The organism is Maridesulfovibrio ferrireducens (assembly GCF_900101105.1).
Classification (GTDB): Bacteria; Desulfobacterota; Desulfovibrionia; order Desulfovibrionales; family Desulfovibrionaceae; genus Maridesulfovibrio; species Maridesulfovibrio ferrireducens.
Map to the genome: position 1 here is coordinate 488,740 of NZ_FNGA01000003.1, position 26,380 is coordinate 515,119.

Consider the following 26,380-nt stretch of genomic DNA (forward strand, 5'->3'; position numbering starts at 1 on the left):
ATAATGAGTAAAGTTGAAAAAGTTGTTTTGGCCTATTCCGGAGGTCTTGATACCTCAATTATATTGAAATGGATCAAGCAAGAATATGATTGTGAAGTTATAACTCTCACCGCGGATCTTGGTCAGGGAGAAGAACTTGACGGAATCGAAGAGAAAGCGCTTTCAACGGGTGCCACCAAAGCATTTGTTGAAGATCTGCGTGAAGAATTTGCGCGTGATTTTATTTTCCCTTGCTTTCGTGCCGGAGCAATTTATGAAGGACGCTACCTTTTAGGTACAGCCATTGCCCGTCCTTTGATTGCTAAAAGAATGGTTGAAATTGCTGAAAGCGAAGGCGCTCAGGCTGTTTCACATGGCGCTACTGGTAAAGGGAATGATCAGGTTCGCTTTGAACTTGGTGCAATGGGTATGAATCCCAGACTTAAAACAATTGCACCTTGGCGTGAATGGGATCTTAAATCTCGTACTGACCTTATTAAGTTTGCTGAGAAAAACGGAATAGATATTCCTGTTACTCGCCGCAAACCTTGGTCAATGGACGCTAACCTTCTTCATGTAAGTTTTGAAGGTTCCGAACTTGAAGATCCTTGGAATGCTCCATCTCCTGAATCATACAGATATTGTACTCCTATTGAACAGACTCCTGATGAACCAGAAATCATCACTATTGATTTCGAACGTGGGGATCCTGTCGCTATTAATGGTGTCAGTCATTCTCCTGCCGCTCTCGTTGAAAAACTCAATGAACTCGGTGGAAAGCATGGTATCGGAAGAGTCGATATGGTTGAGAACAGATTCGTAGGAATGAAGTCTCGCGGTGTTTATGAAACTCCGGGTGGAACAATCATTCATATTGCTCATCGTGATCTTGAAGGACTTTGTATGGACCGCGAAGTTATGCATCTTCGTGACAGCCTTATTCCTAAATATGCCGAAATGGTATACAATGGATACTGGTATGCTCCTGAACGTATAGCTCTTCAGGCTATGATTGATAAGACACAGGAAAAAATTACCGGAACAGTCAGAGTAAAACTCTACAAAGGTAATGTTATTCCGGAAGGACGTAAGTCTCCTTATTCTCTCTATCGTTCTGATCTCGCAACATTTGAAGAAGATGATGTATATGATCAGAAAGATGCTGAAGGCTTCATTAAGCTTATCGGTTTAAGATTGAAGGGTAAAACTGCTGAATCTGGAAGCAACTGGCTGAAAGACGGCGAAAACTGCGATAAATAGTTAAATAATATTGCTCAGGTGGATTTTTTTCTGCCTGAGTTTTTAAATCCTGCCAGTGTCGAGTCATTTCAATTCTTTGGACTGATATTTGATCCATGGCAGGATTTTTCTTTATAAAATTTTATTTTTTAGCAAACATTGAGATTGCGAGGTATTACTTATGGCTGAAGCAAAATTATGGGGCGGTAGATTTGCTCAAAAAACAGCTGCGTCAGTAGAAGACTACACACAGTCTGTCAGCTTTGATAAAACTCTTTATCGCGAAGATATCGAAGGTTCCAAAGCACATGCGCTGATGCTCGCAGAGCAGGGCGTATTGACCGCTCAGGAAGCCCAGACTTTAGTCAAAGGCTTGGATACCGTCCTCAAAGAAATTGAATCAGGCAAGTTCGAATGGAAAAAGGAGATGGAAGATCTCCATATGAATATTGAAAGCAGGCTGACTGAAATAGTCGGAGCCGTCGGCGGAAAACTTCATACAGGCCGCAGTCGTAATGATCAGGTTGCCCTTGATTTTCGTCTGTATGTTGTACGTAGCCTTGAAGAGTGGAAAACAGCACTTGAAAAGCTGATTTTCGTATTCACCGAAAAAGCTGAAGCTAATCGTGAAGTTCTCCTTCCTGGATATACCCATTTACAGCCTGCTCAACCTGTAAGTCTTGCTCATCATATGCTTGCTTATGCGTGGATGTTTAAAAGAGATCACAGCCGCGTATGTGACTGCATAAAAAGAGCGAATGTATGTCCGCTCGGAGCTGCTGCTCTTGCTGGGACAACCTATCCTTTAAAACCGGCTTCTTCGGCAGAAAAGCTTGGTATGGATGATACGTTCCGCAACAGCCTGGATGCTGTTTCTGATCGGGATTTTGTATTAGAAGCTATTTTTACCGGCAGTCTTGTTATGACTCATCTTAGCAGAATCTGTGAAGAGCTTATTATCTGGGCGAATCCATGTTTCGGTTTTATAAAATTGCCGGATGCTTTTTCGACCGGTTCATCCATAATGCCGCAAAAAAAGAATCCCGATGTCTGCGAGCTTATGCGCGGTAAAACGGGAAGAGTTTTCGGTGATTTAATGTCACTGCTTACCACCGTTAAAGGGCTTCCTCTTGCGTATAATAGGGACATGCAGGAAGACAAAGAACCTTTTTTTGACGCACATAAAACAGTTTACGCATCTGTTTCCATAATGGGAGACATGATGGAAGCAATGGGCTTTAACGCTGAAAACATGGAAAAGGCGCTTAAAAAAGGCTTTTTAAATGCGACTGAACTTGCAGATTATCTTGTAGGTAAAGGCATTCCTTTCCGTGAAGCGCATCACATCACCGGAGCGGCTGTTGCTTATGCTGAAAAAGCAGCTAAGGGTCTAGAAGATATGACACTTGCTGAATTGAAATCTTTTTCTGAGAAAATAGAGGAAGATGTCTTTGAAGTACTTTCGTATGAAGCTGCAGTCAGGCGTAGAGTTTCACCCGGTGGAACGGGACCTGAATCTGTCAAATCTCAGATTTCGGAATTAAAGAGCTGGCTCAAATAAAGAATTATTTTGTTTTTACGAATAGTTATAAAAAAGCTCTATACAAATTGAATGGAGCTTTTTTATAACTTATCTGCATCAATTTTCTTGGCTGATTTGAAATCAGCAAGATCTGTTTTTTCAATATGATTTATGATCCATTGCTCTAAAAAATCTATAATTTCGTTGCTGAGTTCAGTTTTTTGAAGCATATAATCTATTTTAAATTGCTCAATTTTTTCAGTAAATTCTCTATGCTGATCAAGGTGTTTGGGAAAGCTGTCTAAGTTGTATTTTTTTAGCAGGTTTTCTTCCGTTTCAAAGTGATATAGACTGTATAGAAAGAGTTCATCTATGATGGTGTCTATTTCATCTGTATCTAATAAGGTCGCATGTGCACGGACTTTTTTAAGCAATTTAAATAAGTTATGATGTTGGCCGTCTATAATTCCAACGCCAGTGCATAAAGAGTTTCCATTTATACATTTGGAATCCATAAAAAGCTCCTTACCTGTGTGTGTTGAAAAACTAAATATTGATTAGTATTTTTTATAAAATACATGTTTATAAACTGACTGCAAGTGTATTATAAAAGAGATGGTGTGAAGGTAGAGGGAATGTCTGTTTTTTAGAATGGCGGAAGTGTATAGGAGTCGAACCTACCGACGAGGGTTAGCCCGTCCACTGGATTTGAAGTCCAGGCGCCACACCGGTGACGAAACACTTCCGTTCGTGAAGAAAATCAGCTACCAATTTTATAAGGTAAGGGCAAGCATTAATAATCTTTCCTATTCCCCTTGCCTTTTTTAGAATTAGTCTTATTAATACTGATTGAAACTAAACTAAGAACTGATTTTAGTCCGAATGCCGACAGTCTGCGTCTTGCAGGCAATAAGCCGGACAAATATGAAGGAGATGAATTTTGAACAGTTTTGCCAAGAATCTCTTGGTCTGGGTAACCATCATGTTGGTGATGATTGTTTTGTTCAATCTTTTTAACCAGCCTGTAGCTCCCCAGCTCAAGGTATCCTATACTGATTTTCTTATGAAAGTTGATCAGGGAGAAGTCATACAGGTCAAGATTCAGGGACATAAAATCAGTGGAGTAATGGTCGGAGACAAGCGCTTTGTTACCTACAGCCCAAATGATCCAAGTCTTGTTCCGAGTCTGATTAAAAATAAAATTGAAGTGGTCGCGGAGCCGGAAGAAGATGCTCCTTGGTATATGACCCTGTTTATTTCTTGGTTCCCTATGTTGTTATTGGTCGGTGTGTGGATTTTCTTCATGCGTCAAATGCAGGGTGGAGGCGGCGGCGGAGGTCGTGGCGGAGCCATGTCTTTCGGGCGGTCCAAAGCTCGCATGCTTAATGAAGAAAGTGCTAAAGTAACATTTCAAGATGTTGCCGGCGTAGATGAAGCTAAAGAGGAACTTTCTGAAATAGTACAATTTTTAAGTGAACCTAAAAAGTTTACCCGTTTGGGTGGACGTATTCCGAAAGGCGTGCTTCTCGTCGGTTCTCCGGGAACAGGTAAAACATTACTTGCCCGTGCAGTTGCCGGTGAAGCAGGTGTTCCTTTCTTTTCCATTTCCGGTTCAGATTTTGTTGAAATGTTTGTCGGTGTCGGTGCATCCCGTGTTCGTGATCTTTTTGCTCAGGGTAAAAAGAATGCACCTTGCTTGATTTTTATTGATGAAATCGATGCAGTTGGACGTCAGCGTGGAGCTGGTCTCGGCGGTGGACATGACGAACGCGAGCAGACTCTTAACCAGTTGCTCGTTGAGATGGATGGTTTTGAGTCTAACGAAGGCGTTATTCTTATTGCCGCTACCAACAGACCTGACGTTTTGGACCCCGCACTACTTAGACCCGGGCGTTTCGACAGACAAGTTGTTGTTCCGACTCCTGACGTAAGGGGTAGAGCTCATATTCTTAAGGTCCACACTCGCAAGACTCCTCTTGCAGAAGAAGTTGATCTTGATGTTATTGCTCGCGGAACACCCGGATTTTCCGGTGCTGATCTTGAAAATCTTGTGAATGAAGCTGCATTGTACGCTGCTAAAAATAATCAAGATTACGTTAATATGATTGATTTTGAAGAAGCTAAAGACAAAGTCCTTATGGGCAGAGAACGCCGTAGTCTTATCCTTAACGACAAGGAAAAAGAAACTACTGCTTATCATGAAGCCGGACATGCTCTTGTAGCTAGACTTCTTGAAAATACTGATCCTGTGCATAAAGTTACGATTATTCCTCGAGGAAGAGCGCTTGGGGTAACTCAGCAGCTTCCTGTTGATGATCGTCATAACTATTCTAAAAAATACCTTGAAGATACTCTGGTTATGCTGCTTGGCGGCCGTGTAGCAGAGGAGTTGATTCTTGATCAGATGACAACCGGTGCCAGCAACGATATTGAGCGCGCAACTAAGATGGCCCGCAGTATGGTTTGCCAATGGGGTATGAGTGAGAAGCTCGGACCTATGACCTTCGGTGAGACTAATGATCAGGTTTTCTTAGGCAAGGAATTCGGTCACGGCAAAGACTTCAGTGAAGACACATCGCGTCTTATAGATTCAGAAGTCAGAAGAATTATTGATACCGCTCAAGAGACCGCTAGGACTTTGCTGAGCGAGAAGAAAGAGTTTCTTCACAAGCTGGCTGAAGCATTGCTTGAGCGTGAAACTATCTCCGGTAGTGAAATTGATATTCTTATGGACGGCGGCGTATTACCTCCGCTTGAAAAAGTTAATTCTACCGTAAAGCCTTCAACTGGTGCAAAGGCGTATGCCTCCACAGCAAAAACAGGATATACTCCTGTTGAAGAAACCGTTGAAGAAAAAGTTGAAGATGACACTGTAACTGATTCAAAAAATGATTCTGAAGAAGAAAAGAAAGATTTTTCTTTTGACGGATCAATTGACAGCGAAGAATCCGAAAATAAATCTGAAGAAGCGAAACCTTCTGAAGATAAAAAAGGCTCTGAGTAGTCGGAAGAGTGAAATGAATCGGACCTATACATGGACCATTAAAGGGGGCAGGGTTTTAGGCCCTGCCCCTTTTTTTATTGCCGGAATCGTGAATGTTACTCCTGATTCTTTTTATGACGGAGGCACAAACTACGATCCTCAGAAAGCTATTGCCAATGGAAGAATGTTAGCTGCACAGGGGGCTGATATTTTAGATGTGGGCGGAGAAAGCACCAGACCTTTTGCAGAACCTGTTTCTGTGGAAGCAGAACTTCGCAGGGTTGTTCCTGTGATTGAGGAACTTGCCAAAGATCATGTTGTCTCAATTGATACGGTGAAGCATGAAGTTGCTTTGGCAGCAATTGAAGCTGGAGCTTCAATTGTAAACGATGTTTCAGCCTTTAGCTCAGATCCGGCTTTGCTTGAAATTGTAGCGGACAAGAAGCCCGGTTATGTGTTAATGCATAGTCAAGGTTCTCCTGAAAAGATGCAATTATCTCCACAATATGATGATGTGATTGAAGATGTTTTATCTTTTTTTAAAAAAAGTCTTGAAAAACTCTTAAAGGCTGGATTACCCGAAAAAAACATAGTAATTGATCCAGGCATAGGTTTTGGTAAAACTCTTGAGCATAATCTTGCGATACTAAAGAATATTGATGTGTTGATGGATTTAGGTTTTCCGGTTTACATGGGACTTTCAAATAAGTCCTTATGGGGCAAGTTATTGGGGCTTGAAACGCACGAACGTCAAAATGCAACACAGGCAGCCACGGCTATTCTAGCGGCTCGCGGAGTGCCGATTCATCGGGTTCATGATGTTGCGTTGACTTTTCAGACCTTGAAGGTTGTGAAGGCGATTACCGAGGGTAGTTAATGTTTGAATTTTTAGGATTTCAGATTTCATGGAAGGAATTGCTGGATATCGGCCTCGTCGCGGTGGTCTATTTCTATGTGATTCTTTTGGTGCGTGGAACGCGTGCTGCTGCAATAATCTGGGGTTTATTTTTTATATTGCTCGTTTATTACACTTCCGATGTTTTCGGTCTTTATACCCTGAACTGGCTTCTTACCAATTTTCTTAGCTCAATTTTTCTTATTATTATTATTTTATTTCAACGTGATATCCGTAAAGGCCTAGCTCAGATGGGGGCCGGACGTTTTTGGCGGAAAAACGATTTTAAAATTGCAGTCATTGATGAAATCTGTTCAGCCATGGATTCTATGGCTCGACGTAAAATAGGCGCGCTTGTCGTTATTCAAAAGAATGTTCCTCTTGGGGATATTATTGAAAAAGGCGTCGAAGTAGATTCAAAAATAACTAAACAGCTTCTTATAAATATTTTTTGGCCTGACACTCCGTTGCATGACGGGGCGGTTGTTATTAACTCAAACAGGATTGTTGCAGCTTCTTGCATTTTGCCTCTTGCACAGGTTTCGACTCAGCAGAGCTCAATAGGCACACGGCATAGAGCCGCTTTAGGGATCAGTGAAGAAACAGATGTTGTTGCAATCGTGGTTTCGGAGGAAAGAGGCTCTATCTCTGTTGCAATAGGCGGCAAGCTTACTACAAGTTTGGATATAGTCAGACTTAAACGTGTACTCAAAAATACTTTGAGTTAGTATTATGGTAAATGAGCGCTGGAAAATAGCCGTATTGGCATTGATGATGTCCATTTTGACATGGTATCTGGTAACAGGACGTGACCTTGTCGAAACTTGGGTTGAATTTCCTTTGGAAATTGTCAATCCTCCACAGGGTATGATTATACGCAGTGGTATGATTTCTAAAGTCTCGGCGCGAGTTAGGGGGCCAAAGGGGTTAATTCGTAATCTTGATACTAAAAAAATGGCCTATTCCCTTGATACCGGACAGCTGGTATTAGGCGCGAATCCAATTGCTATTGTTGCTGATAAGCTGGGACTCGGCAGTGCTTTGGAAGTCATAGAAATGAATCCTTCTACTATCAATCTTGATGTTGATATGTATGTGAAAAAGAAAGTTTCGGTAATTCCCACATGGAAGGGAAAACTGGATCGTGATTATACACTGACAGAAAAATCATCTGATCCGTCAGAAGTCACTTTACGTGGACCGGCATCTATTCTTAAAAAGGTTGCTCAGGTTCGCACTCAGACTATAATGCTTGATACTGATTCTCCTCAGAATTGGAGGGGAGATATTCCTTTGAACCTTCCTGAGGAAGTTGAATCCAACCCTGGAATGGTTTCAGTTGCTTTGGATTTTAAAGTAAGAAGTGCAAAAATGTGGGTCAAAGTTCCACTATATATACTTGGGCCTGAAGAAGTTGAATTCACTGCCAGCCAGAACTTTGTCAGGCTGTATGTGCAAGGGCCGAAGCCGTTCTTTAGAAAGAGCGGTTTTAGAAATGAAATTACCGCTTCTATAGATATTAATGGAACAATTCCAAATGGTAAAAACATCGTACCTTATGATGTAAGCGTCCCTTCAGGGTGCATAGTAAGTAAGAAAAATCCTGAAGAAATAACTGTAACAATATCGAGACAGACACCAACTGATCATTAACGTATGATTTTGTCTTTCTTGGGAGATCTTGGATGAGTAAACGTTTATTCGGAACTGACGGCCTGCGTGGTCAGGTTAATATTTTCCCGATGACACCTGATATTGCATTGAAACTAGGGCTTGCGTGCGGCCATTTTTTTAGAAATGGTAAGCAGCGTCACAAAGTTATTATAGGTAAAGATACAAGGCTTTCAGGGTATGTTTTTGAATCAGCTCTGACAGCAGGTCTTTGCGCCATGGGAATGGATGTTTTTCAGGTAGGGCCGATGCCTACTCCAGCCATATCTTTTCTGACACGTAACATGCGTGCGGATCTCGGAATTGTCATATCTGCTTCCCATAATCCGTTCATGGATAATGGAATTAAGCTGTTTGATAAAAATGGTTTTAAATTGCCTGATGAGCTTGAAGATCAAATTTCAGAAATGGTGCTTTCTGATAATCCTAACTGGGATTATCCTCAGTCTGAAAAGGTAGGCAGAGCTTTTAAGATTGAAGACGCCAGAGGCCGCTACATTGTTTACTTGAAGTATAGTTTTCCGCAGGAAATGACACTTAAAGGTATTAAACTTGTTCTTGATTGTGCCAATGGAGCTACTTATAGTCTTGGCAATATGTTTGAAGAGCTTGGAGCTGAAGTCGTCACCATTGGCGATAAGCCTAATGGTCTTAATATTAATGATAAATGTGGCTCATTATATCCCGAAGTCGTAGGGCAAAGGGTTATTGAAGAGAATGCAGATATCGGACTTGCCATTGATGGAGACGGTGATCGTTTGATCGTTGTCGATGAAAAAGGGCAGGTTCTTGACGGTGATCAGTTGATGGCAATGTGCGCTGCGGATCTTATGGAGCGCGGAAAACTTGCTAAAAACATGCTTGTTGCGACTGTTATGAGCAATATGGCTCTTGAAAATTTCATGAAGGATCATGGCGGCACTCTTCTTAGAACTCCTGTCGGGGATCGTTACGTTATGGAAGCGATGCGGCGTGAAGGAGCAATTCTCGGAGGCGAACAGTCAGGTCATCTTATTTTTAGAGAATACAGCACCACCGGTGATGGTTTACTTGCGGCTCTTCAGTTATTACGTATACTCTGCGAAAAGAACAGGCCGCTATCTGAACTTTCCGGGTTGTTGAAATTGTATCCTCAAGCTTTGAAAAATGTGCATGTTAATCGTAAGGTCCCTTTTGAAGAGGTTCCTGCTGTGCAAGAAGCTCTGAAAAAAGTTGAAAAAGAACTCGGTGATAGAGGGCGTGTCCTCTTGCGTTATTCAGGGACGGAATCTGTAGCCAGAGTTATGGTTGAAGCAGAAGACAGTTCTAAGGTTGAACTTTATACTTCTGAACTTGCAGAAGTTTTAGAAAAGCATTTACGTTAATTTATTTGTTTGGTGTAAAAATATTACACTGAATATATTCAAGGAGTCCGATCAATGGTCATCAAAAAAGTTATTATTCCGGTTGCTGGTTGGGGCACAAGATCATTGCCTGCCACTAAAAATATTCCTAAGGAAATGCTCCCGATTTTCAGGAAGCCAGTTATACAGCATGTTGTTGAAGAAGCTATGACCAGCGGACTCACTGATGTTGTATTTATTACCAACCAGAATAAAAAAATCATCGAAGATCATTTTGATTATAACTTAAGCCTTGAAGACGTGCTTAAGCGGGCCGGTAAAACTGAGATTTTAGCTGAGTGTCGAAAAGTTGCTGAAATGGTTAATATCATTTCCGTTCGTCAGAAAAAACAGCTTGGGCTTGGACATGCCGTTCTTTGCGCAAAAGAAGTCTGCAAGAATGATCCGTTTGCCGTAATGGTTGGTGATGACCTTATGTTCGGTATGGAACCGGGCATTAAGCAGCTTATTGATGCCGCAAGAACTGAAAATATGGCTGTTGTCGGGGTTATCGAAGTCCCTGAAAATAAAGTCAATCGTTATGGTATTATTCAGGGTGAAGAGTTTGCTCCGGGGATGTACAGAGTTCGCAGTCTTGTTGAAAAGCCTCCTCTCGGTCAAGCTCCGTCTCGATTGGCAATAGTTGGGCGTTATGTCTTGCTGCCTGAGATTTTTGATCATCTTGAAAATCTTGAACCGGGTGTAGGCGGAGAAATTCAGCTTACCGATGCTTTGCAGTGCCTTGCTCAGGATAATAAACTTTTGGCCGTGAAGTTGCGGGGACAAAGATTTGACGCCGGCGACTGGGTCGATTATCTTACTGCTAATATCTATTTTGCTCTTCAGGACGAAAGTTTGCGTGATGATTTAGTAAAGAGCTTGCGGGAGCTTTTGTCTTGTTCGTAAAAAAAATATCAGTTTTAATGTTTACATTGGTCCTTGCCGTAAGCCTGCTTTGGTGCAGTTCGGCAAGGGCTTTTTTTCCGTCCGACACAGCTATAGATGAGGCATTGTATAAAAAATACGGTGCGTTAACATCTTACGAGGCTGTTATTACTTTCCCATCTGAGCCGGGAACAACGCTTACGATCCTTCGCGGGGATAATCATTGGAAACAGACTTTCGAATGTAATTCTGACGGGAATGGAACTATTACCGCAAAGTCTGTCGGTCAATATTTTAAGACAGAAGCTCAGTGTCCTGTTGAAGGTAATCTTCCGGTTTCACTTTTACAGCTATGGATTCCAGATGATCCGACAAGTGAGTGGATAAGTCTCGGCGTGACCAATTCTTCCAGAAGTTATGGTTTTACCGATGACTCTCCTTCTTTTGTTTTCGGAGCAGAGCCGGGAGATGATTCTTCTCCACAAGTCTTTCTTAATAATGAAAATTTCGCTCCTTTGAAGATTGTACTTGGTTCTTCAAAAGCAATTACCTTCGGCACATATACAAAATTTGCCGGTTTTATACTTCCTCACTCAGGTTCACTGATAGCTGGAGAAGAAACCGTTGACTTTAAAATTGAATGGCGTGGAGTTCGAAGAAAAATTTCTCCGGCTGTTTTTTCCGTCGCCGCGATTAAAAAAGATGCGAGTTGTGGTAAACCAAGTGGTTTTGTTTTTGATGTTTTGAAAAAATGTCTCAGCCTTAAACCGTAGTCGGAACAGAAATGTCTATACTCTGGCAGGCCTGCCTCGCCAGTCCGCCTTATTCAATTTATACTTATTCAGCGCCCGCGGATCTTCCTGAACTTCATGAAGGTCAGCGTGTGCTTGTTCCGCTTGGAAAATCAATCAGAGTTGCTTTTCTAATCGAAATACAGCCTATTCCTCCTGAAAATATTGAACTTAAATCAATAATTTGGCCTCTTGAAAAGAAGCCTCTTCTAAATTTAACTCATTTTCTATTATACAGAAATATTGCTTCCAGACAATTGCAGCCACTTGGTAAAGTTTTAGAAAACGTTGTTCCTAAACGATTTAGAAGTGCTAAGTTGTCGTTCAAAATAGCAGACCGAGATTTTCCCACACGTTTGAAGGGTGTAGATCTCGCGAGCATGCCATTCGAATCCAGAATGAAACTTGTTCACATCTATAATGATGGAAGGATGAAAGTTTGTCTGCCGTCGTCTCTTGAAAAGGAAGAATATGTAAGTCTGACTACCGATCCTCCGTGGCCTGTCCGTCCTAATGCCGCACGACAGTTGCAGGTTTTAGAATATATTTATGAAAATGGACCTCGTGAAAAAGGTTTTTTAAAAATAGTTATGGGCGATTGGACGACAGGAGTTATCAATAAACTTCAGTCAGATTTGCTTTTGAAAGTGGGACCGCCTCCCGAAGAGGAACGTAATCCTGCTGAAAAATGTACGGTTACTTCTGCAGATTGGGCGTTTATTCCTACCGAACAGCAGAAGTCAGCTATTGAAGAGATTGAATCTGCACTGGATAGTGACAAGCTTGAAGTTAAGCTTCTGCATGGAATCACCGGAAGTGGTAAAACACTTGTGTATATGACTGCCGCTCGTAAATGTCTGGAACAGGGGCGTTCTGCTGTAGTTCTGGTGCCCGAAATTGCACTTGCCTATTCGCTTTGGAATAGTATTTGTCCTTTATTTCCAGATGTAGAAAAATATTTGTATCACGGATATCAGACCCCTGTGCGCAAAGAGGCTATTTTTCGTGCTGTTTCTGGATCGCAGAATCCTGTTTTAATAATAGGCACAAGATCGTCGTTGTTCTTGCCCGTTCAGAATCCCGGTTTGTTTATCGTGGATGAAGAGCATGACGAATCCTATAAACAAGAAGAGCGTCTTCCGTATCAAGCTAAAGAAGTTGCATATTTCCTTGCCCAAAAAACAAAAAGCTTACTGATATTAGGTTCAGCAACTCCAGACTTAAAGACTTTTTATGCAGCCCGGCAGGGCGCATTTAAGATGATTTCTATGGAGAGCCGGGTTGGGAAAAGTGTGCTGCCGGAAGTGCGGGTTGTTGACACCAGCGCGATTAAGAATCCGGAACAACCATTCGCTTTAGAAACGGAAACTCGTTTAAAGGAAGTTGTGGAAAGAGGCGAACAAGCTGTAATTATGCTTAATCGTCGTGGTTTTTCGCCTCTGATTTATTGCACAGATTGTGAAGAACCAATCAAATGTCCTCATTGTAATGTCAGCATGACATATCATAAGGGCAGAGAAAAACTTATCTGTCATTATTGCGGAAATGTTCATCGTTTTCCGCTTCCTTGTCCTATGTGCGGAGGTAGTCATCTACTCCCTTTGGGTGGTGGAACAGAAAGACTTGAAGAACAGGTCGCAAAAGCTTTGCCGCCGGAAACTAAAATTTTACGAATGGACAGGGATAGTACTCGCAGAAAGGAGCGGCTTGAGGAGATTCTCAAGAGCTTTGCCAGAGGTGATGCTCAGGTTCTGGTTGGAACGCAGATGCTGTCGAAAGGACATAACTTTCCAGGGGTCACTCTTGTTGTTGTTTCTGAGGGAGATCTTGGTCTTAATCTACCGGACTATAGATCTGCTGAGCGGACATTTCAGTTGTTGGTTCAGGTTTCTGGCAGGGCGGGTAGAGGTGATAAACCCGGTGAAGTAATTATTCAAACCAGAAATCCTGAAAATCCGATTTGGAGTTCTGTTACTTCAGCTGATTATAATACTTTTTTTGAGCGGGAAATTGAGAAGAGGCGAAAATTCAGATATCCGCCGTTCACGAAATTAGCATTGATCAGAATCAGTCATCCGCTTAATTGGGATGGAGAGGATTTGTGTCCTCCATTTTTTAATCAGACTAGAGAGGCGGCTACTAAAATCGGCCTGATGGCTATGGGGCCGGTTCCTGCACCGTTGTCTCAGCTTAAAGGGCGCAGGCGTTTTAATTGTCTGATTAAGTCGGAAGACTGGGTTAAAACCCGTGACCTGTATGCTGAAATGATGAGAAAGAATCCAGATAAAAAGAATATACGAATTACTCTCGATCTTGATCCTGTTAATATGCTTTAATTGTGGTCAAGGCTCAATACTCGTCTCATCTGTTATGCCGGGAAAATTCTCAAAAAAAGATGCTATTCCTGATTGATGAAAAAGCATCAAGGCTTCCGGTGAGATAGCCTTAATGAATAATTTTTGACCTGCGCATGTAAATATCCGGTTCAGATAAACTATTGATTCCAGTCCGTTGATAGATAGAGCCGTTGTTTTGGATAAATCCAGCCCAAGGTCTTTGTTCTTGTGAAGCATCTTTTTTCCCATTCTTCTAAGTTCGGGAACTATTCTGGAATTTAAGACCCCTGAAATTTTGATTATAGCCTGTTCCTTTTTGTCATCGTAACTTATGGAACTGGGAGTTGAACTTGAACAGGCTTCATTAATGCGCTTTAGTAAAAGAGCTTCTTGCTGGACCAGAATGAAAGATGAAACAATATTCCTAATCTTATCTTTAAAATTTGAGTTTTTTTCATCTTTTGGAGTGCAAATCAATAAACAATTGGGTATTTTTTTATAAATTTCAGGGATAAATTCTCTTAAATCATCAGGCGAAGCAGAGATTAAAATGATATCCGGCTTTAAACTGATGGCGCTGGAAATAATTGATTCTTTATGCTTTTCATCAAGACTGTCGGAAATTTTAAAGTTAGTAAATAAGTCCCATGAAAGAGGGACATAGCCATCGCGAACAAGAATATCGGTTTTTAAAGCGGTGGTTGAAATATGAAGAAGACTGAGCCCATAATGCGCACAAATGAGTGCCACCTGTTCTGGAAATTCAAAATATTCCATGGGCATTTTAATGGTTCGCCCAATTTTTTCGGCCATTTTTGTTAGGGTAGAATCCGCCGCGAGAAACATGTCTGTTTCATCAAGTCTGTTAAGAGGGTTTCTACCGTATTCTAAAAGCCACGGGGTGGATGCTGCAAAAATAAAATGCTTATTACCGGACGCAGCAAGTTCCCCTACAGCAACTAAAAGTTCATGGAAGTCCAGACTGTCAAAAGGGATTCCAAAAGCAATCCTGATTTGACGGGATTCAATGAAATTATTCATCCCAATTGATTCCTTTGTCCCACTTTACCTTTCCTTTAACTTTTTTTTGTCTGCGCAATAGAATATAGATCGCCCCGGTTCCGCCATCTTTGGGTTGTGCTGAACAAAAAGCCAAAACAACACGGCGGAAAGGATCGCGGGTAAGCCATTCCTGAATCTCTCGTTTGAGAACAGATTGACCTCCGGGAGAGTTTTTGCCTTTGCCGGTAACAGCAAGTAAGCATCTGTGTCCTTCGAGAAATGATTCTCTAATGAAAAACATAAGGTTGTCGAAAGCCTGTTCGGAATTCATGCCATGAAGGTCAATTTGAGCTTCATGGTTGAAAGATCCGGCTTTCAGCTTTTGAAATATCTTTGAATCAATACCGCAAACATGTCCGTACATGAATTCTTCTGAGTATTCGATTTCAAATTCTATATTTCCTGAAACCAGACTGCTTAAATATTCATTTCCATCCTCTTTGGGAGGTGGAACGGGAATTACCGGTTTAATCCGCTCAACTTTTACAGTAGAGCTATCCATCTTTTTCACTCCGGACATGGCGTTTAAGAAAGCCATTTCCTCTTCAACCGGAGCTTCTTCCTGTTCTTGAACTATTTCCGGTTTAGGTTTTTTCTTTAGTGATTCAAGAACCTTCCGAACAGACTTCGGCATCTTGAGATCTTCTTCTTTATCTTTATTATTGTCTTTAAATTTCATAGATTTTAAATCTGTGAACGATTTCATTCTGTTGTCAGCCATATTGTTTCTCCTGAAAAATTGAATGTTTAAATTAGTCATAATTTCAGGTTAAGTAAATCAATCTATGCTTAAAATATAAGTTTTTATTACTTCTAAACTTGACTTTTTTATTCTCGTGTCCATTTTTTGTTCATTGTGAAAAATATTTGAAGATTTTATTCTAATTAGATTTCATGTCTAAGTCGTGTGATAAATATATCTTTTTAATATAAGTTTTCCAGTTGATTGTTATTGCGGGAAAAGCCTTTTTAATTCTGGACTTGAAAAGTTTATTTTATTAGCTCTTGAAAGCGTTTTTAATTTACTCAAATGATAATGCTTTTGACATTTCGCTTGTAAAGTGAGGGAACTCAATGCTTAAGATAGAAGACTTGCACGTCAAGATTGGCGACAAGGAGGTCATCACAGGCCTCAACTTACATATAAAAGAAGGGGAAACCTTTATCCTTTTCGGACCTAACGGATCTGGAAAGACTTCATTATTAATGACTCTTATGGGGTTCAGTAATTACGAAGTGACTAAAGGTAAAATTGTTTTCAAGGGCGAAGATATTACATACGCTCCCATTTATGAACGTGCCCGCCTCGGAGTAGGCATGTCTTTTCAGCGTCCTCCCACCATCCACGGCCTTAAAACCAGACATTTAGTTGAAATGTGTGGAAACGGTTCTAAAGTTGATGTTGAAAGGCTGGCTGAAAAAGTAAATATGGAAACCTTTCTTGACCGTGATATCAACTCGGGATTTTCCGGTGGTGAGATAAAGCGGTCCGAGTTGCTCCAGTTGATGGCTCAAAACCCTGATATGCTTCTTTTTGATGAACCTGAATCCGGTGTTGATCTTGAAAACATGCACCTTATCGGCAAGATGGTCCGTACTCTCCTTGACGGCGAAATTCGCCCGGGCGTGGATCTGAGCATGAAAGAGCAGAAAGAAAGAAGCCCCAGAACTTGCGGACTTATTATCACGCATACTGGTCATATTCTCGACTATATTAACGCTGACCGTGGACAGGTCCTTTACAACGGACACCTCTGCTGTGAAGCCAGACCTCGCGACATTCTGGAACATATCCGCAAATATGGTTATCAAGAATGCGTTAAGTGCTTGAAGTAGAAGCATAAACTCCACGGAGGAACATTATGAAAAAAGTCGATCTCAATTTATATAAATTTGATGGCCTTGAGCACGATGCCGTAGCTGATCTATCTACTTTAAATAATGAAGATAAAGAACAGTTACTCATGGCAGGTGTTGATGTAGATTCTGAAGAAACTAGTGGAACTTTTTTGCAAGTTGACCACTCAAATGTCCATTGCGATTCAACCAATAAAGACGTTGAAGTTATGGATATCAAAAAAGCTCTGGAAAAGTATGATGGTCTTCCAGATTATTATTTTAAGCTGATTGATCAAGATAAAGATGAATTTACAAAGTCAGCCGCTGATAATCTTCACGGTGGATATTTTATACGCACTAAAAAAGGTGCAAAAATTAAAGCTCCTGTACAATCTTGTTTGTTCTTGAAGGCTGAGCAATCCGGTCAGAATATTCATAACATCATTGTTGTAGAAGAAGATTCAGAGATTCAGATTCTTACCGGTTGCGCTGCGGCACATAGCAAATTTACCGGCGCTCATTTCGGTATCTCTGAAATTTACGTGAAGAAGGGCGGCAAGCTTACCTTCACCATGGTTCATAACTGGGGCGAAAACGTCACAGTTCGTCCTAGAACCGCAGGAGTTGTTGAAGAGGGCGGAGTTTTTATTAATAATTACGTACTGCTCAAAAAAGTTAAAGATATGCAATCCTATCCGACCATTTACCTTAATGGTGAAGGTGCTGTTGCTCGTTTTAACTCCGTTTTGGTTGCACCTGAAGGTTCTCACCTTGATTCAGGTACCCGCATTATTCAGAATGCGCCAAATACAAGAGGCGAAATTATTTCCCGTACCATCACAACAGGTGGAACAATTATTTCCCGCGGTCATATTCAGGGGAATAATGCTCCGGCACGCGGTCATCTTGAGTGTCAGGGACTGCTTCTCGGTGGCGGGATAATTCATGCTGTTCCAGAGCTGGAAGCGACTGTGGAAGGCGTTGAGCTCTCTCATGAGGCTGCTGTGGGTAAGATTGCTCAGGAAGAGATTGAATATCTGATGGCACGCGGGATGGATGAGGACGAAGCGACTTCAACCATTGTGCGTGGGTTCCTGAATGTTGATGATATGAAGTTGCCTAAAAAGCTTCAGATTGAAATTGACAAACAGATTGCAGAACTTGATTCAAGTAACGCTATGTAATTTATCATTTAATATTGTTTTTATTAAAGTGTCTTTCCTTAGGGAGAGGCACTTTTTTTATGGTTTAATAATTAAAGTGTAAAATGCAACAAGAGCAGGAATAGACAAGATCAAAAGTTTTCCATATAAAAATTAAACGTTATTCTAACTGCTTAAATTTATTGAAAAGTAAACATACTATTAGGAATTAAAATGCCCGGATATAGAGTACATATCAGCGGAGCGATTGTCGCTGGACTATTGGTTCTTTTACTGTTGGTTAACATCGGAATGTATATTATTGATCCGCAGCAGGTTGCTATTTTGATAGTGCTGTGTGTTCTCGGCGCGCTTTTCCCTGATATTGATACAGATTCAAAGGGGAAACGGATTTTTTATTCGGGGATGCTGATTCTGTCGCTTGCGTTGATTTATTTTGAAGAATTTAGGTGGGCGGCATATCTTGGGGTTTTGGCCATACTGCCGGGGGTAAGTGCTCATCGCGGGTGGACACATACTTGGTGGGCGATGCTGTTAGTTCCCATGCCTATGCTGGTGTTACCATATTATGTTTATGGTCAGCAGTTTCCGACTTTACTTCCATATTATGTAGCGTTTGTAACAGGATATTTCTCTCATCTGCTGCTGGATAAAGAGTTTTAAGCAAACTTATTGGAAGCTTTATTCTTCAATCAGGTCAATTAATTTTCCAAGAACGAGTGGAGTGTTGAATTTATTTAACACTCTTTCTCTACCCGCTTTACCCATTTTATTGCGTAATCCAGCATCTAAAATTAGTTTTTCAAGGGCAGATGCCAGCTGTGATGAATCTTCAGATGGAACAAGAATTCCGGTTTTACCGTTCTTTACTACTTCCGGATTGGAGCTGATTTCAAAACCGACAACTGGTTTTTCAAGAGTCATGGCTTCAACAAGTGCGTAACCGAATCCTTCCCATAATGATGGCAGGCAGAATATATCTTGAGATGCGTAGAACGATTTCATGTCTTCAACAAAGCCTATAAAGTCAACAACATCAGATACTCCGTGTTTTGTAGAGTAGTCTTTAAGCTCTTCTTCCATTTCACCTTTTCCGGCGATTAGGATTCGGAAATTAAGCCCTTTCTTTTTAAGAATTTCAGCCGCTTCAATCAGAAATTTTTGTCCTTTTTGAGCTGTCAGTCTAGCTGCATTACCAATGATTACTTCATCACCTAACCGAGTATAAATCTGTTCACTTGGCTGATTGTCAAATTCTACAACATCGAAGCCGTTATGGATTAATCTTATTTTTGATTCGTTTATAAGGTTCTTATTGTTGATAAGAACTGTGCGTTTGGTTTCAAGCGAATTAACGATTAAACGGTCAACAACTTTTGAGAATATCTGTCTGTTGAGGAAACTGTTTTTGACCGGAACTGCAATTCCACGGCGATAAATAACCTTGGAAACACCTGCGCATTTGGCTGCAAAACCACCGCTTTTAACGTCAGACGGTAGGGCGGTGATAACTGTTTTTATGTCGTTTTGCTGAAAAAAAGATTTAAGGCGTAGCATTATGGCTGGATTTAAAAACGAAAGATTGCCGATGGATTCACTGTGAAGAGTGATTCCTGGTTCGTTTTCTAATCTTTTTTTGAGTTCTGAGTTGTGATTTGTGACAACAAAAACTCGATATCCTTTGTCCCGCAGGAGCAGGGAAAAATGGTGATTCCATTTTTCCCCGCCGCCCCACGCTTTATTACTATTAAAAAAACAAACGTTTTGATTCACTATAATTTTATTCCGAGAGCGTCCGCTGTGAGCTGTGGAATTGATTCAAGGCTTGGGCAGACCGTGAAACCTGCTGAACGCATTTTTTCCAGTTTGCCTTGAACTCCGGTACCTTCCTGCAAAATTGCACCTGCATGACCGAGCCGTTTCCCGGGAGGTGCGGTCTGCCCAGCAATAAAGGAAAGTACGGGTTTGTCAAACCCTGTTTTGATTACATAGTCAGCTAGATCCTGCTCAGCAGTTCCGCCGATTTCACCGAGAACCATGACAGCCTTGGTTTCATCGTGGTTACGCAGCATTTCGAACATATCTGCGAAAGTGGTTCCGATATAAGAATCCCCGCCGATTCCGACACTAAGTGATTGCCCGATTCCAACTTGGTTTAAGCGGTCGGCAACTTCATAGGTAAGGGTTCCGCTTCGAGAAAGGACAGCGACAGGCCCGGGTGAGAATGGTGTTGTCGGTAATATTCCTATTTTTGTCTGACCGGGAACGATCAGTCCGGGAGTATTGGGGCCGACTACACGGGTTTTGCCGCCTTTTATCTGTTCAAGAACATTCAGCATTGAACTCTGAACAATGCCTTCGGTGATGCACACAACCCAAGGAATTTCACATGACGCAGCTTCCAAGATTGCATCTGTCGCAAGCTTTGGCGGCACGAAAATGATGCTCGCACCTATTTTGTGATGGAGCTGTGCTTCTTTTATGCTGTTATAAACCGGCACACCCAAAACTTCCTGGCCGCCTTTAAACGGAGTTACTCCGGCAACAATGTTGCTTCCGTATTCGAGCATGAGCCGTGTGTGCAGACGTCCTTCCTGTCCGGTGATTCCCTGCACAAGTATGGGAGTGTCTTTGTCAATATCGAAAATACTTGAAGATTTGTATCCAACATCTACAGGTGTTGATTCCGGCATTGCTGAAATCGGTTCTGCAAATTTTATTACGGGAGCGTTTGCGGGTTTAAGTGTCCGCAATATTTCGACAGCTTCATTCATATTATGGGCACGATGCAGTTTGTCACTGTTGAGATCTTTAAGAATTTTAAGCCCTTTATCCGCGCTGTTGCCGGACATGCGGACCACTATAGGTTTTTCCGGTGCTTTTCCTCCAAGGGCGGCGACCAGTGCCTTGGCAACTAATTCGCAGGAAAGTATTCCTCCGAACAGGTTAATGAAAATTGCTTCAACCTGTTCATCCTTAAACAGCAGCCCTAAAGCGGTTTCAATACGTTTTTGATCCGCTGCTCCGCCAAGGTCTAAAAAGTTGGCTGCCGGTAGCTTAGAGAAGTTGAGAGCATCCATTGATGCCATAGCAAGGCCTGCACCGTTGGCAATTAATCCTACCCATCCTTTCAGCGAAACAAAGCTCATTCCCGCATCTCGGGCGATGTTTTCTTCGCGGGTTGAATGCTCAGGCTGGTAAAAACGTTCGAAGGCCGGATTGATATCAACGATATTATCGTCCATTTCAATTTTACCATCGAGAGCGAGTAGTTTGCCGTATCCGGTTAATGCCAGAGGATTGATTTCGGCAAGTAGTAAGCCGTAATCAATCATTGTTTTATATAAGTTGGTAACTATGGTGCTGAAATCACCAAAAAGCTCTTTGGCCAGTCCGATGTGAAAAAATGCAGCTCTGATTTGATTCGGCTGCAATCCACCGGGCAGGCTTATTTCTTGGACCAGAAGGTTTTCCGGCCCCATGGTTTCAATTTCAACACCACCTTCACGTCCTACAGTCATTATAACTTTGCGGCGCTGTCTTGAAAGGGTGAGTGAAAGATAAAATTCTTGACGGATATCAACTGCCGGTTCTGCTCTGATAAAGGGAACTTTATTTCCTTTGATCTCCATTGATAAAATTTGACGAGCAGTTTTTTCATACTCTTCCCGCGAATCTACTTTTTGAATTCCGCCAGCTTTTCCACGTCCCCCGACCGGGACCTGTGCTTTTAGAATCCAAGGCAAAGGAAAGTAGGGTTCTAATGCGGGGAGATCTTTCAGGGTTATTTTAACACCTGTCGGAACAGGAATTCTGGCGGCCTCTTTAAGTAGTGTCTTGCTGAGATGTTCATTGAGCAGCATAATCCCTCCAGCACGGCTACGGTTATAACTTCAAGAGTTAATTTAAATTTATAATCTCAGGCAAAAGACATTAAAGCAGAACGAAGATGGTTAAAAAAGTAAATCTGCTAGAATATCAATGTGTTTGCTCTGAAACATTTTTCAGATGAGACTAATGCCAATAGCGTATAATGCAAATATATGGCACTCTCAAGTTTAATTGATAAATACTATTCTGTTTTTTTTTACTAAACAGGTAACGATGTATATATTATGCAGGTTCAGGCTCTAATTAATTAATTTGTGATGATTAAATTTTATTGCGAAAAGAGTTCAAGGATAAAAAATGGCAGCTTTTAAAGATTTATCAAATGCTCTGGCAGATGAAGTCTTAAACGACATGGCAGATAACTTTTTCGGGGCAAGAAAAGATATCGATGATACCATGGAGTATTTTGAATCTTTGTCAAAGCAGCTTTTTGAAAATGTGGATGAGATCTTTGAATCATGTGCTTTGCTTCAAAAGGTTTGCCTTGGTGAAGTTGGGTACAAAGAATTTTGGGATTTAGCAGGAATTAATCCTGAGCTTTATAATTTTCCTGAGCAGACAGAATGTTCTTCTTTTGACGACACTCCTTCATTTTCACTGACAAATAAAACTGAATATACTAAGTGGGTAAGCATTGCTTATCATCAGCTTGCCCGTCGTATAGAAGCTTATATGAACGGATTAATTACTGATAATGAAGCGAATCACGGTCGTAAAATGAGATCCTTAAACCGCATGGATTTTTATCTTTTTGCTGAGGATATTAATCGTAAAATTGATAAAGTTAATAAAAATATATCACCTTCTGATGTACTGAAATTTACAAAATCGCTTGATCCGGAAACAGTAGTAAAAGAAAATATCACCGGATGTGTGGGGCCGGATTGTTCCGCCATAGACAGTCAAATGGCTTTTAAGCCTATTGTGATTGAAGAACTGGGTTTACCGGAGTTTCCTGATTTGCCTGACGGTAAACACACACCTCCTTTTATTCAGGACTTTTGTTCACAAATGTATTCAAAGAATAAGTCGCAAGTGAAAGTCTTGCTAGAGCAATTACAGAAAAGCATTTAATTCAGGAGATTTCAGATGAAAAAAGTATTTACTCTATTTGTTTTCGCTCTGGCGATATCTTGCTTGTCCCTATCCGCTTTTGCAGAGTCGGAAATGGCTGTTCCTGATGTTAAATCAAAGCCGGTACCTGTGAGTGATAAGGCTGAAAATCTTAATAAAAAAGATGGATTTGCTATAATTGTAGAACATTTTGGAAATGATGAAGTTGGTGGCACTTTGGCTTTAAAGTTAAAGGAAAACTTTAGGAAATCAGTGTTGTTCAGACTGGCTGATAAAAAGCAAAAATCAGTAAGAATTAAAGTCGTTTCAAGTAGTGAATTTAGCGAACGTCCTGAAATAGGGTCGATTTATGCTGTGATTTGGACTTTTGCAGCAAGTGAAGATGTTGTTCCATTTTATCTTGATAAGCGTATCGGCACAGTGAATGTTTTAAACGTTGAAACTACTGCGGCTAAATTAATGAACACAACCGATAAAATTGCGACTCAATATAAATTTCTATTTGAATAGTATTTCAATATGATCAGGTAGTAAGCTTGGATGAAATTTTTTGAGCACGCAAACTTCTAAGCTTTTTTCCTGACTCTTTGCCTAAGTTTCTATCTTGTTCCGGTAGGCTGACTTTTAATATCTTGGCCAGATCGGTCATTGCGGTTGCCATTGTATCTTCATTTTTGTCTGCGCGGCAAAGATCTCTCATGTTTTTCACCAAATCATTCTTGTGGAGTTTCATAAGCAGGTCTACTTTTGTGGCCGGCCGTAGCTCTTTATAGTTTCCTGCTTTCATATGTAGTTCTGCCGCTAACTCTCCGGCTTTTATATACTTGTTAGGAAGCAGCAGCCTCTTGCTGAGTTTAGATGCAAGGGCGATTCCTTTTATATCGTGTCCGTGGTGAGCCGGCAAAAGTTCTGTTGGAGTTAAAATTTTGCCGAGATCGTGACACGTGGCCATCCAGCAGGTGATCGGATTTCCGGCTACTTTGTCCATAATTTCGGAGATATGTCCTAGTACAGATTTGTCATGAAATTTCGGAGGTCCAGCTGTGATTCCGTCTGAACCGGAGAATTCAGTAAACCAAGGTTCAAAGCAATTCGCGGCCTGAAGAGTTCTCACAAAATTGCCCGGTTTGTCACTTTTGAGGGCTTTAATTAATTCTACTCCTATTCTGTCAGGAGCTATGTTTGTCAGCCATCCTTTTTCAAAAGCTTCCCGCATGCTGGTGATCAGGTCCGGGTGAGCTGTAAAGTCTGGAAATCTGGCAAGAAATGTTGCGGCGCGAAAAACTCTTAACGGGTCTGATTTAAATGTTTCTGCGAATGCAGGCCGCAGGGTTTTAGAATATAAATCTTCGAGTCCGTTAGGATGTGCATACAGTTCTCCATCCTCATCCAGAGCGAAGCCGTTTATGGTGAAATCTCTTGCAGACAGGTCGAGATCTATTGTTTCTTCGACCGTTTGTCCTGTTATTCTGGGAAAGGAGAATTCAAATCCTTTCTGGAAAAATATTTCATAGGATTTGCCGACTGGCTTGGCATATGGGAATTCTTTTTTAAAGTCCTCAACAGAACCGGACGCAACTAAGAAATCAAAATCATTCGGTGTTTTTCCTAGGAGTAAGTCTCGGATTGAACCTCCGACCATTAAAATGGATAATGTTTTTTTCTTATTTTTCATATTGTTGTTAATTCTATTCTATATGTAATAAAAGATTAAGAAAACTTGCCAAAATCAATAGAGATGATATCTTATGGGGAATGAAAAACAAAATATTAATATTCATATTGTTGTTGGCAGGAGTTTTTCTCTTTTTTGCCCTTGATTTTGATAGGTTCTTAACCTTGGATTATTTGAAAAGTTCAAGGCAGGAATTTCAAGTTTTTTATGAGTTGCATCCATTTGGATCAATCTTTAGTTTTTTTGTTATTTACGTTGTCATTGTAGGGCTTAATTTGCCGGGGGCCGCAGTACTTGGCCTTGCCGGAGGAGCTCTTTTCGGTTTTACCGTTGGCGTGGTTACCATCTCTTTTGCCAGTTCTATCGGGGCGACAATTGCCTGTTTTTTTTCGCGCTATTTATTTCGGGACTATGTTCAGCGTAGGTTTGGAGATAAGCTGGAAAAAGTCAACAACGGAATAAAAAACGAAGGAGCATTCTATCTATTCACAATGCGCCTTATTCCGGCTATTCCTTTTGTTGTAATTAATCTCGTGATGGGACTTACTCCCATGAGACTTCGGACTTTTTATTGGGTCTCCCAGATCGGAATGCTGCCCGGAACAATGGTTTTTGTGAACGCCGGAAAGGAGCTTGGTCAAATTTCGTCTGTATCCGGTATTCTTCAACCGAGTTTAATAATTTCTTTTATTATATTAGGTTTGTTTCCACTTTTTGTCAGAAAAGCAGTTAGTTTCGTAAAAGAACGAAATATTAATAAAATAACTTAATTTTAATAAGGATATTTATTAAAATATGGCTAGATCTCCCTTAACGTCTATAACGACAAAGACGTCTCCTACTATCCGGAATTATCATAAAGGTAAGGTTATTTTCCATGAAGGACAGGAAAGTAAAGTTGCTTATATGATTAAATCCGGTTCAGTTAATGTTTTTAAAAATATTGATAATAAAAAAACAGTATTAATGACTCTTCATCGTGGTGATATTTTTGGAGAAATGTCATTACTTGCGAACGAAAAACGTTCTGTAAGTGTTGAGGCTGCAAGCTATTGTGAATTAGTTCCTTTGACTGAGGATATCATGAACAGGCTGCTTGATGCCTCTCCTGTAACTGTTAAAAAAATAGTTGAATTGCTTGCTGAGCGGGTTTTACGTGTAGATAATGAAGCTGTTACCGTTGATGAAGGTGGACCGTTTCTTTCATTGGCTACAATATTAGACCTTGCTTATAAGGATTATGCGTATATTCCGCGAGATAAGAAGCGCGAAATAGAAAATTATGAGATGGGTCTTTCAGTAAAGTCTTTTACGGAAACAGTGAAAGGTCTCGCTGTGTTTTCTACAATAGAAATTGATTCTTTTCTTCATACAATTTTTAAATTTAGACTGATTGACATTAAATCGAAGCAGAAAAGCGGTAAAAGTGCTTTTGTTGAAAGATATATCAAGATACCAGATTTTAATGAATTTATGTTATCTTTAAGAAAATTGTATTCAGAGGTCAAAGAACTTGGGGCTGATGTTGAATACAAGATGAATTTTATGACTTTTTCCGATCTTGCAGTGCGAACAGGAAGTCGACCTGAATTTATTTATAACAAAGTTATGAAAGAAGAGTTCCCTGAAAATTTATTGTTTTTTAATAGAGCAAAAGCAATAAACTGGAGTAAGGATAAAGAACCTGATTTTTTTAAAAAGTTTAAACGGCCTAAAAAATCCTTGAATGAAATTGATAATGTTGATGATTTTGTTTTTATTGATAATCCTACGTTACAAATAGCGTTGAAAGATTTTAATTATTATAAAATATCTGTTCTTTATTCTGCTGCCGACGAACAAAATAAAAAGAAAATTTTGCTGAATATAAATAGAAAACAAGCTGGTATTCTTCAGTCTGAACCGCCTGCCGCTCGTGATGTAAGCGATTTAGATGTCCTAGAATGTTCAGATGAAGTGATAGATATTATTAAAAAATTAAAAGGGTTATAGA

At 40.7% G+C, this 26,380-nt stretch carries 23 protein-coding genes and 1 tRNA gene; 17 read left to right on the forward strand and 7 right to left on the reverse strand.

Annotated features, from left to right (window positions below):
- The first annotated feature begins 3 nt into the window (after positions 1-3).
- Together BLT41_RS11520 and argH are read left to right on the forward strand one after the other, a co-directional pair.
- Positions 4-1,239, forward strand: a complete 1,236-nt coding sequence (locus BLT41_RS11520) for an argininosuccinate synthase (protein WP_092161256.1) — start codon at positions 4-6, stop codon at positions 1,237-1,239.
- Positions 1,240-1,399: 160 nt separating this feature from the next.
- Positions 1,400-2,779: an argininosuccinate lyase gene (gene argH / locus BLT41_RS11525; protein ID WP_092161257.1), complete on the forward strand. Its 1,380-nt coding sequence runs from the start codon at positions 1,400-1,402 to the stop codon at positions 2,777-2,779.
- A gap of 62 nt (positions 2,780-2,841) precedes the next feature.
- On the opposite strand, the gene BLT41_RS11530 is transcribed toward argH, so the two are convergent.
- Positions 2,842-3,255, reverse strand: coding sequence for a bacteriohemerythrin (locus BLT41_RS11530; RefSeq protein ID WP_092161258.1), 414 nt, complete (start codon positions 3,253-3,255; stop codon positions 2,842-2,844).
- Between the two features lie 137 nt (positions 3,256-3,392).
- Positions 3,393-3,486: transfer RNA gene (locus tag BLT41_RS11535), tRNA-Sec, on the reverse strand.
- A 194-nt stretch (positions 3,487-3,680) separates the two neighbouring features.
- On the opposite strand from BLT41_RS11535, the gene ftsH reads away from it, so the two are divergent.
- Genes ftsH through priA form a run of 8 tightly spaced genes read left to right on the forward strand, consistent with a single transcriptional unit; the run spans position 3,681 to position 13,683 of the window.
- Positions 3,681-5,744 (forward strand): ATP-dependent zinc metalloprotease FtsH, encoded by a 2,064-nt coding sequence (gene ftsH, locus BLT41_RS11540; RefSeq protein ID WP_092161260.1) that lies wholly within the window; start codon positions 3,681-3,683, stop codon positions 5,742-5,744.
- A gap of 13 nt (positions 5,745-5,757) precedes the next feature.
- Entirely contained in the window at positions 5,758-6,600 is an 843-nt protein-coding gene (folP, locus tag BLT41_RS11545) for a dihydropteroate synthase (protein ID WP_092161270.1), read from the forward strand.
- Positions 6,600-7,346, forward strand: coding sequence for a diadenylate cyclase CdaA (gene cdaA, locus BLT41_RS11550; protein ID WP_092161277.1), 747 nt, complete (start codon positions 6,600-6,602; stop codon positions 7,344-7,346). The genes folP and cdaA overlap by 1 nt, the downstream gene beginning before the upstream one ends.
- A 4-nt stretch (positions 7,347-7,350) precedes the next feature.
- Complete coding sequence (locus BLT41_RS11555) at positions 7,351-8,271, forward strand: CdaR family protein (RefSeq protein WP_092161285.1); 921 nt, start codon at positions 7,351-7,353, stop codon at positions 8,269-8,271.
- 32 nt (positions 8,272-8,303) lie between these two features.
- Positions 8,304-9,653, forward strand: a complete 1,350-nt coding sequence (gene glmM, locus BLT41_RS11560) for a phosphoglucosamine mutase (RefSeq protein WP_092161287.1) — start codon at positions 8,304-8,306, stop codon at positions 9,651-9,653.
- A gap of 54 nt (positions 9,654-9,707) precedes the next feature.
- Complete coding sequence (gene galU, locus BLT41_RS11565; RefSeq protein ID WP_092161289.1) at positions 9,708-10,577, forward strand: UTP--glucose-1-phosphate uridylyltransferase GalU; 870 nt, start codon at positions 9,708-9,710, stop codon at positions 10,575-10,577.
- Positions 10,568-11,329: a hypothetical protein gene (locus BLT41_RS11570; RefSeq protein ID WP_092161292.1), complete on the forward strand. Its 762-nt coding sequence runs from the start codon at positions 10,568-10,570 to the stop codon at positions 11,327-11,329. The genes galU and BLT41_RS11570 overlap by 10 nt, the downstream gene beginning before the upstream one ends.
- Before the next feature lie 11 nt (positions 11,330-11,340).
- On the forward strand, positions 11,341-13,683 hold the full coding sequence (gene priA / locus BLT41_RS11575; protein ID WP_092161293.1) for a replication restart helicase PriA: 2,343 nt from the start codon (positions 11,341-11,343) through the stop codon (positions 13,681-13,683).
- A 6-nt stretch (positions 13,684-13,689) separates the two neighbouring features.
- Here priA and BLT41_RS11580 read toward each other — a convergent pair whose 3' ends face one another.
- Positions 13,690-14,724 carry an STAS domain-containing protein gene (locus BLT41_RS11580; protein ID WP_092161295.1) on the reverse strand — a complete coding sequence of 345 codons (1,035 nt, stop codon included), beginning with the start codon at positions 14,722-14,724 and terminating at the stop codon, positions 13,690-13,692.
- Positions 14,717-15,466, reverse strand: a complete 750-nt coding sequence (locus BLT41_RS11585) for a Smr/MutS family protein (protein WP_092161297.1) — start codon at positions 15,464-15,466, stop codon at positions 14,717-14,719. The genes BLT41_RS11580 and BLT41_RS11585 overlap by 8 nt, the downstream gene beginning before the upstream one ends.
- A 353-nt stretch (positions 15,467-15,819) precedes the next feature.
- On the opposite strand from BLT41_RS11585, the gene BLT41_RS11590 reads away from it, so the two are divergent.
- The 3 genes from BLT41_RS11590 to BLT41_RS11600 all read left to right on the forward strand — a co-directional run bounded on the left by BLT41_RS11590 (position 15,820) and on the right by BLT41_RS11600 (position 18,410).
- Positions 15,820-16,581 carry an ABC transporter ATP-binding protein gene (locus BLT41_RS11590; RefSeq protein WP_092161299.1) on the forward strand — a complete coding sequence of 254 codons (762 nt, stop codon included), beginning with the start codon at positions 15,820-15,822 and terminating at the stop codon, positions 16,579-16,581.
- A gap of 26 nt (positions 16,582-16,607) precedes the next feature.
- Positions 16,608-17,768: a SufB/SufD family protein gene (locus BLT41_RS11595; protein WP_092161301.1), complete on the forward strand. Its 1,161-nt coding sequence runs from the start codon at positions 16,608-16,610 to the stop codon at positions 17,766-17,768.
- Between the two features lie 192 nt (positions 17,769-17,960).
- The gene (locus BLT41_RS11600) at positions 17,961-18,410 is read left to right on the forward strand and encodes a metal-dependent hydrolase (RefSeq protein ID WP_092161302.1); all 450 of its coding nucleotides are present in this window, start codon (positions 17,961-17,963) and stop codon (positions 18,408-18,410) included.
- 18 nt (positions 18,411-18,428) lie between these two features.
- On the opposite strand, the gene BLT41_RS11605 is transcribed toward BLT41_RS11600, so the two are convergent.
- Together BLT41_RS11605 and sucD are read right to left on the reverse strand one after the other, a co-directional pair.
- Positions 18,429-19,520: a glycosyltransferase gene (locus tag BLT41_RS11605; RefSeq protein WP_092161304.1), complete on the reverse strand. Its 1,092-nt coding sequence runs from the start codon at positions 19,518-19,520 to the stop codon at positions 18,429-18,431.
- The gene (gene sucD / locus BLT41_RS11610) at positions 19,520-21,610 is read right to left on the reverse strand and encodes a succinate--CoA ligase subunit alpha (RefSeq protein ID WP_092161306.1); all 2,091 of its coding nucleotides are present in this window, start codon (positions 21,608-21,610) and stop codon (positions 19,520-19,522) included. Before sucD ends, BLT41_RS11605 begins: the two co-directional genes overlap by 1 nt.
- 325 nt (positions 21,611-21,935) lie before the next feature.
- On the opposite strand from sucD, the gene BLT41_RS11615 reads away from it, so the two are divergent.
- Entirely contained in the window at positions 21,936-22,712 is a 777-nt protein-coding gene (locus BLT41_RS11615; protein ID WP_092161307.1) for a hypothetical protein, read from the forward strand.
- Between the two features lie 15 nt (positions 22,713-22,727).
- A complete protein-coding gene (locus tag BLT41_RS11620; protein ID WP_092161308.1) occupies positions 22,728-23,222 on the forward strand; it encodes a hypothetical protein in 495 nt (164 codons plus the stop codon).
- A 13-nt stretch (positions 23,223-23,235) separates the two neighbouring features.
- Here BLT41_RS11620 and BLT41_RS11625 read toward each other — a convergent pair whose 3' ends face one another.
- Positions 23,236-24,387 carry a tRNA nucleotidyltransferase/poly(A) polymerase-related protein gene (locus BLT41_RS11625; protein WP_092161309.1) on the reverse strand — a complete coding sequence of 384 codons (1,152 nt, stop codon included), beginning with the start codon at positions 24,385-24,387 and terminating at the stop codon, positions 23,236-23,238.
- 80 nt (positions 24,388-24,467) lie between these two features.
- On the opposite strand from BLT41_RS11625, the gene BLT41_RS11630 reads away from it, so the two are divergent.
- Positions 24,468-25,157 (forward strand): TVP38/TMEM64 family protein, encoded by a 690-nt coding sequence (locus tag BLT41_RS11630; RefSeq protein ID WP_092161310.1) that lies wholly within the window; start codon positions 24,468-24,470, stop codon positions 25,155-25,157.
- A 25-nt stretch (positions 25,158-25,182) separates the two neighbouring features.
- Positions 25,183-26,379 carry a Crp/Fnr family transcriptional regulator gene (locus tag BLT41_RS11635; RefSeq protein ID WP_244512260.1) on the forward strand — a complete coding sequence of 399 codons (1,197 nt, stop codon included), beginning with the start codon at positions 25,183-25,185 and terminating at the stop codon, positions 26,377-26,379.
- Position 26,380: the final 1 nt, after the last annotated feature.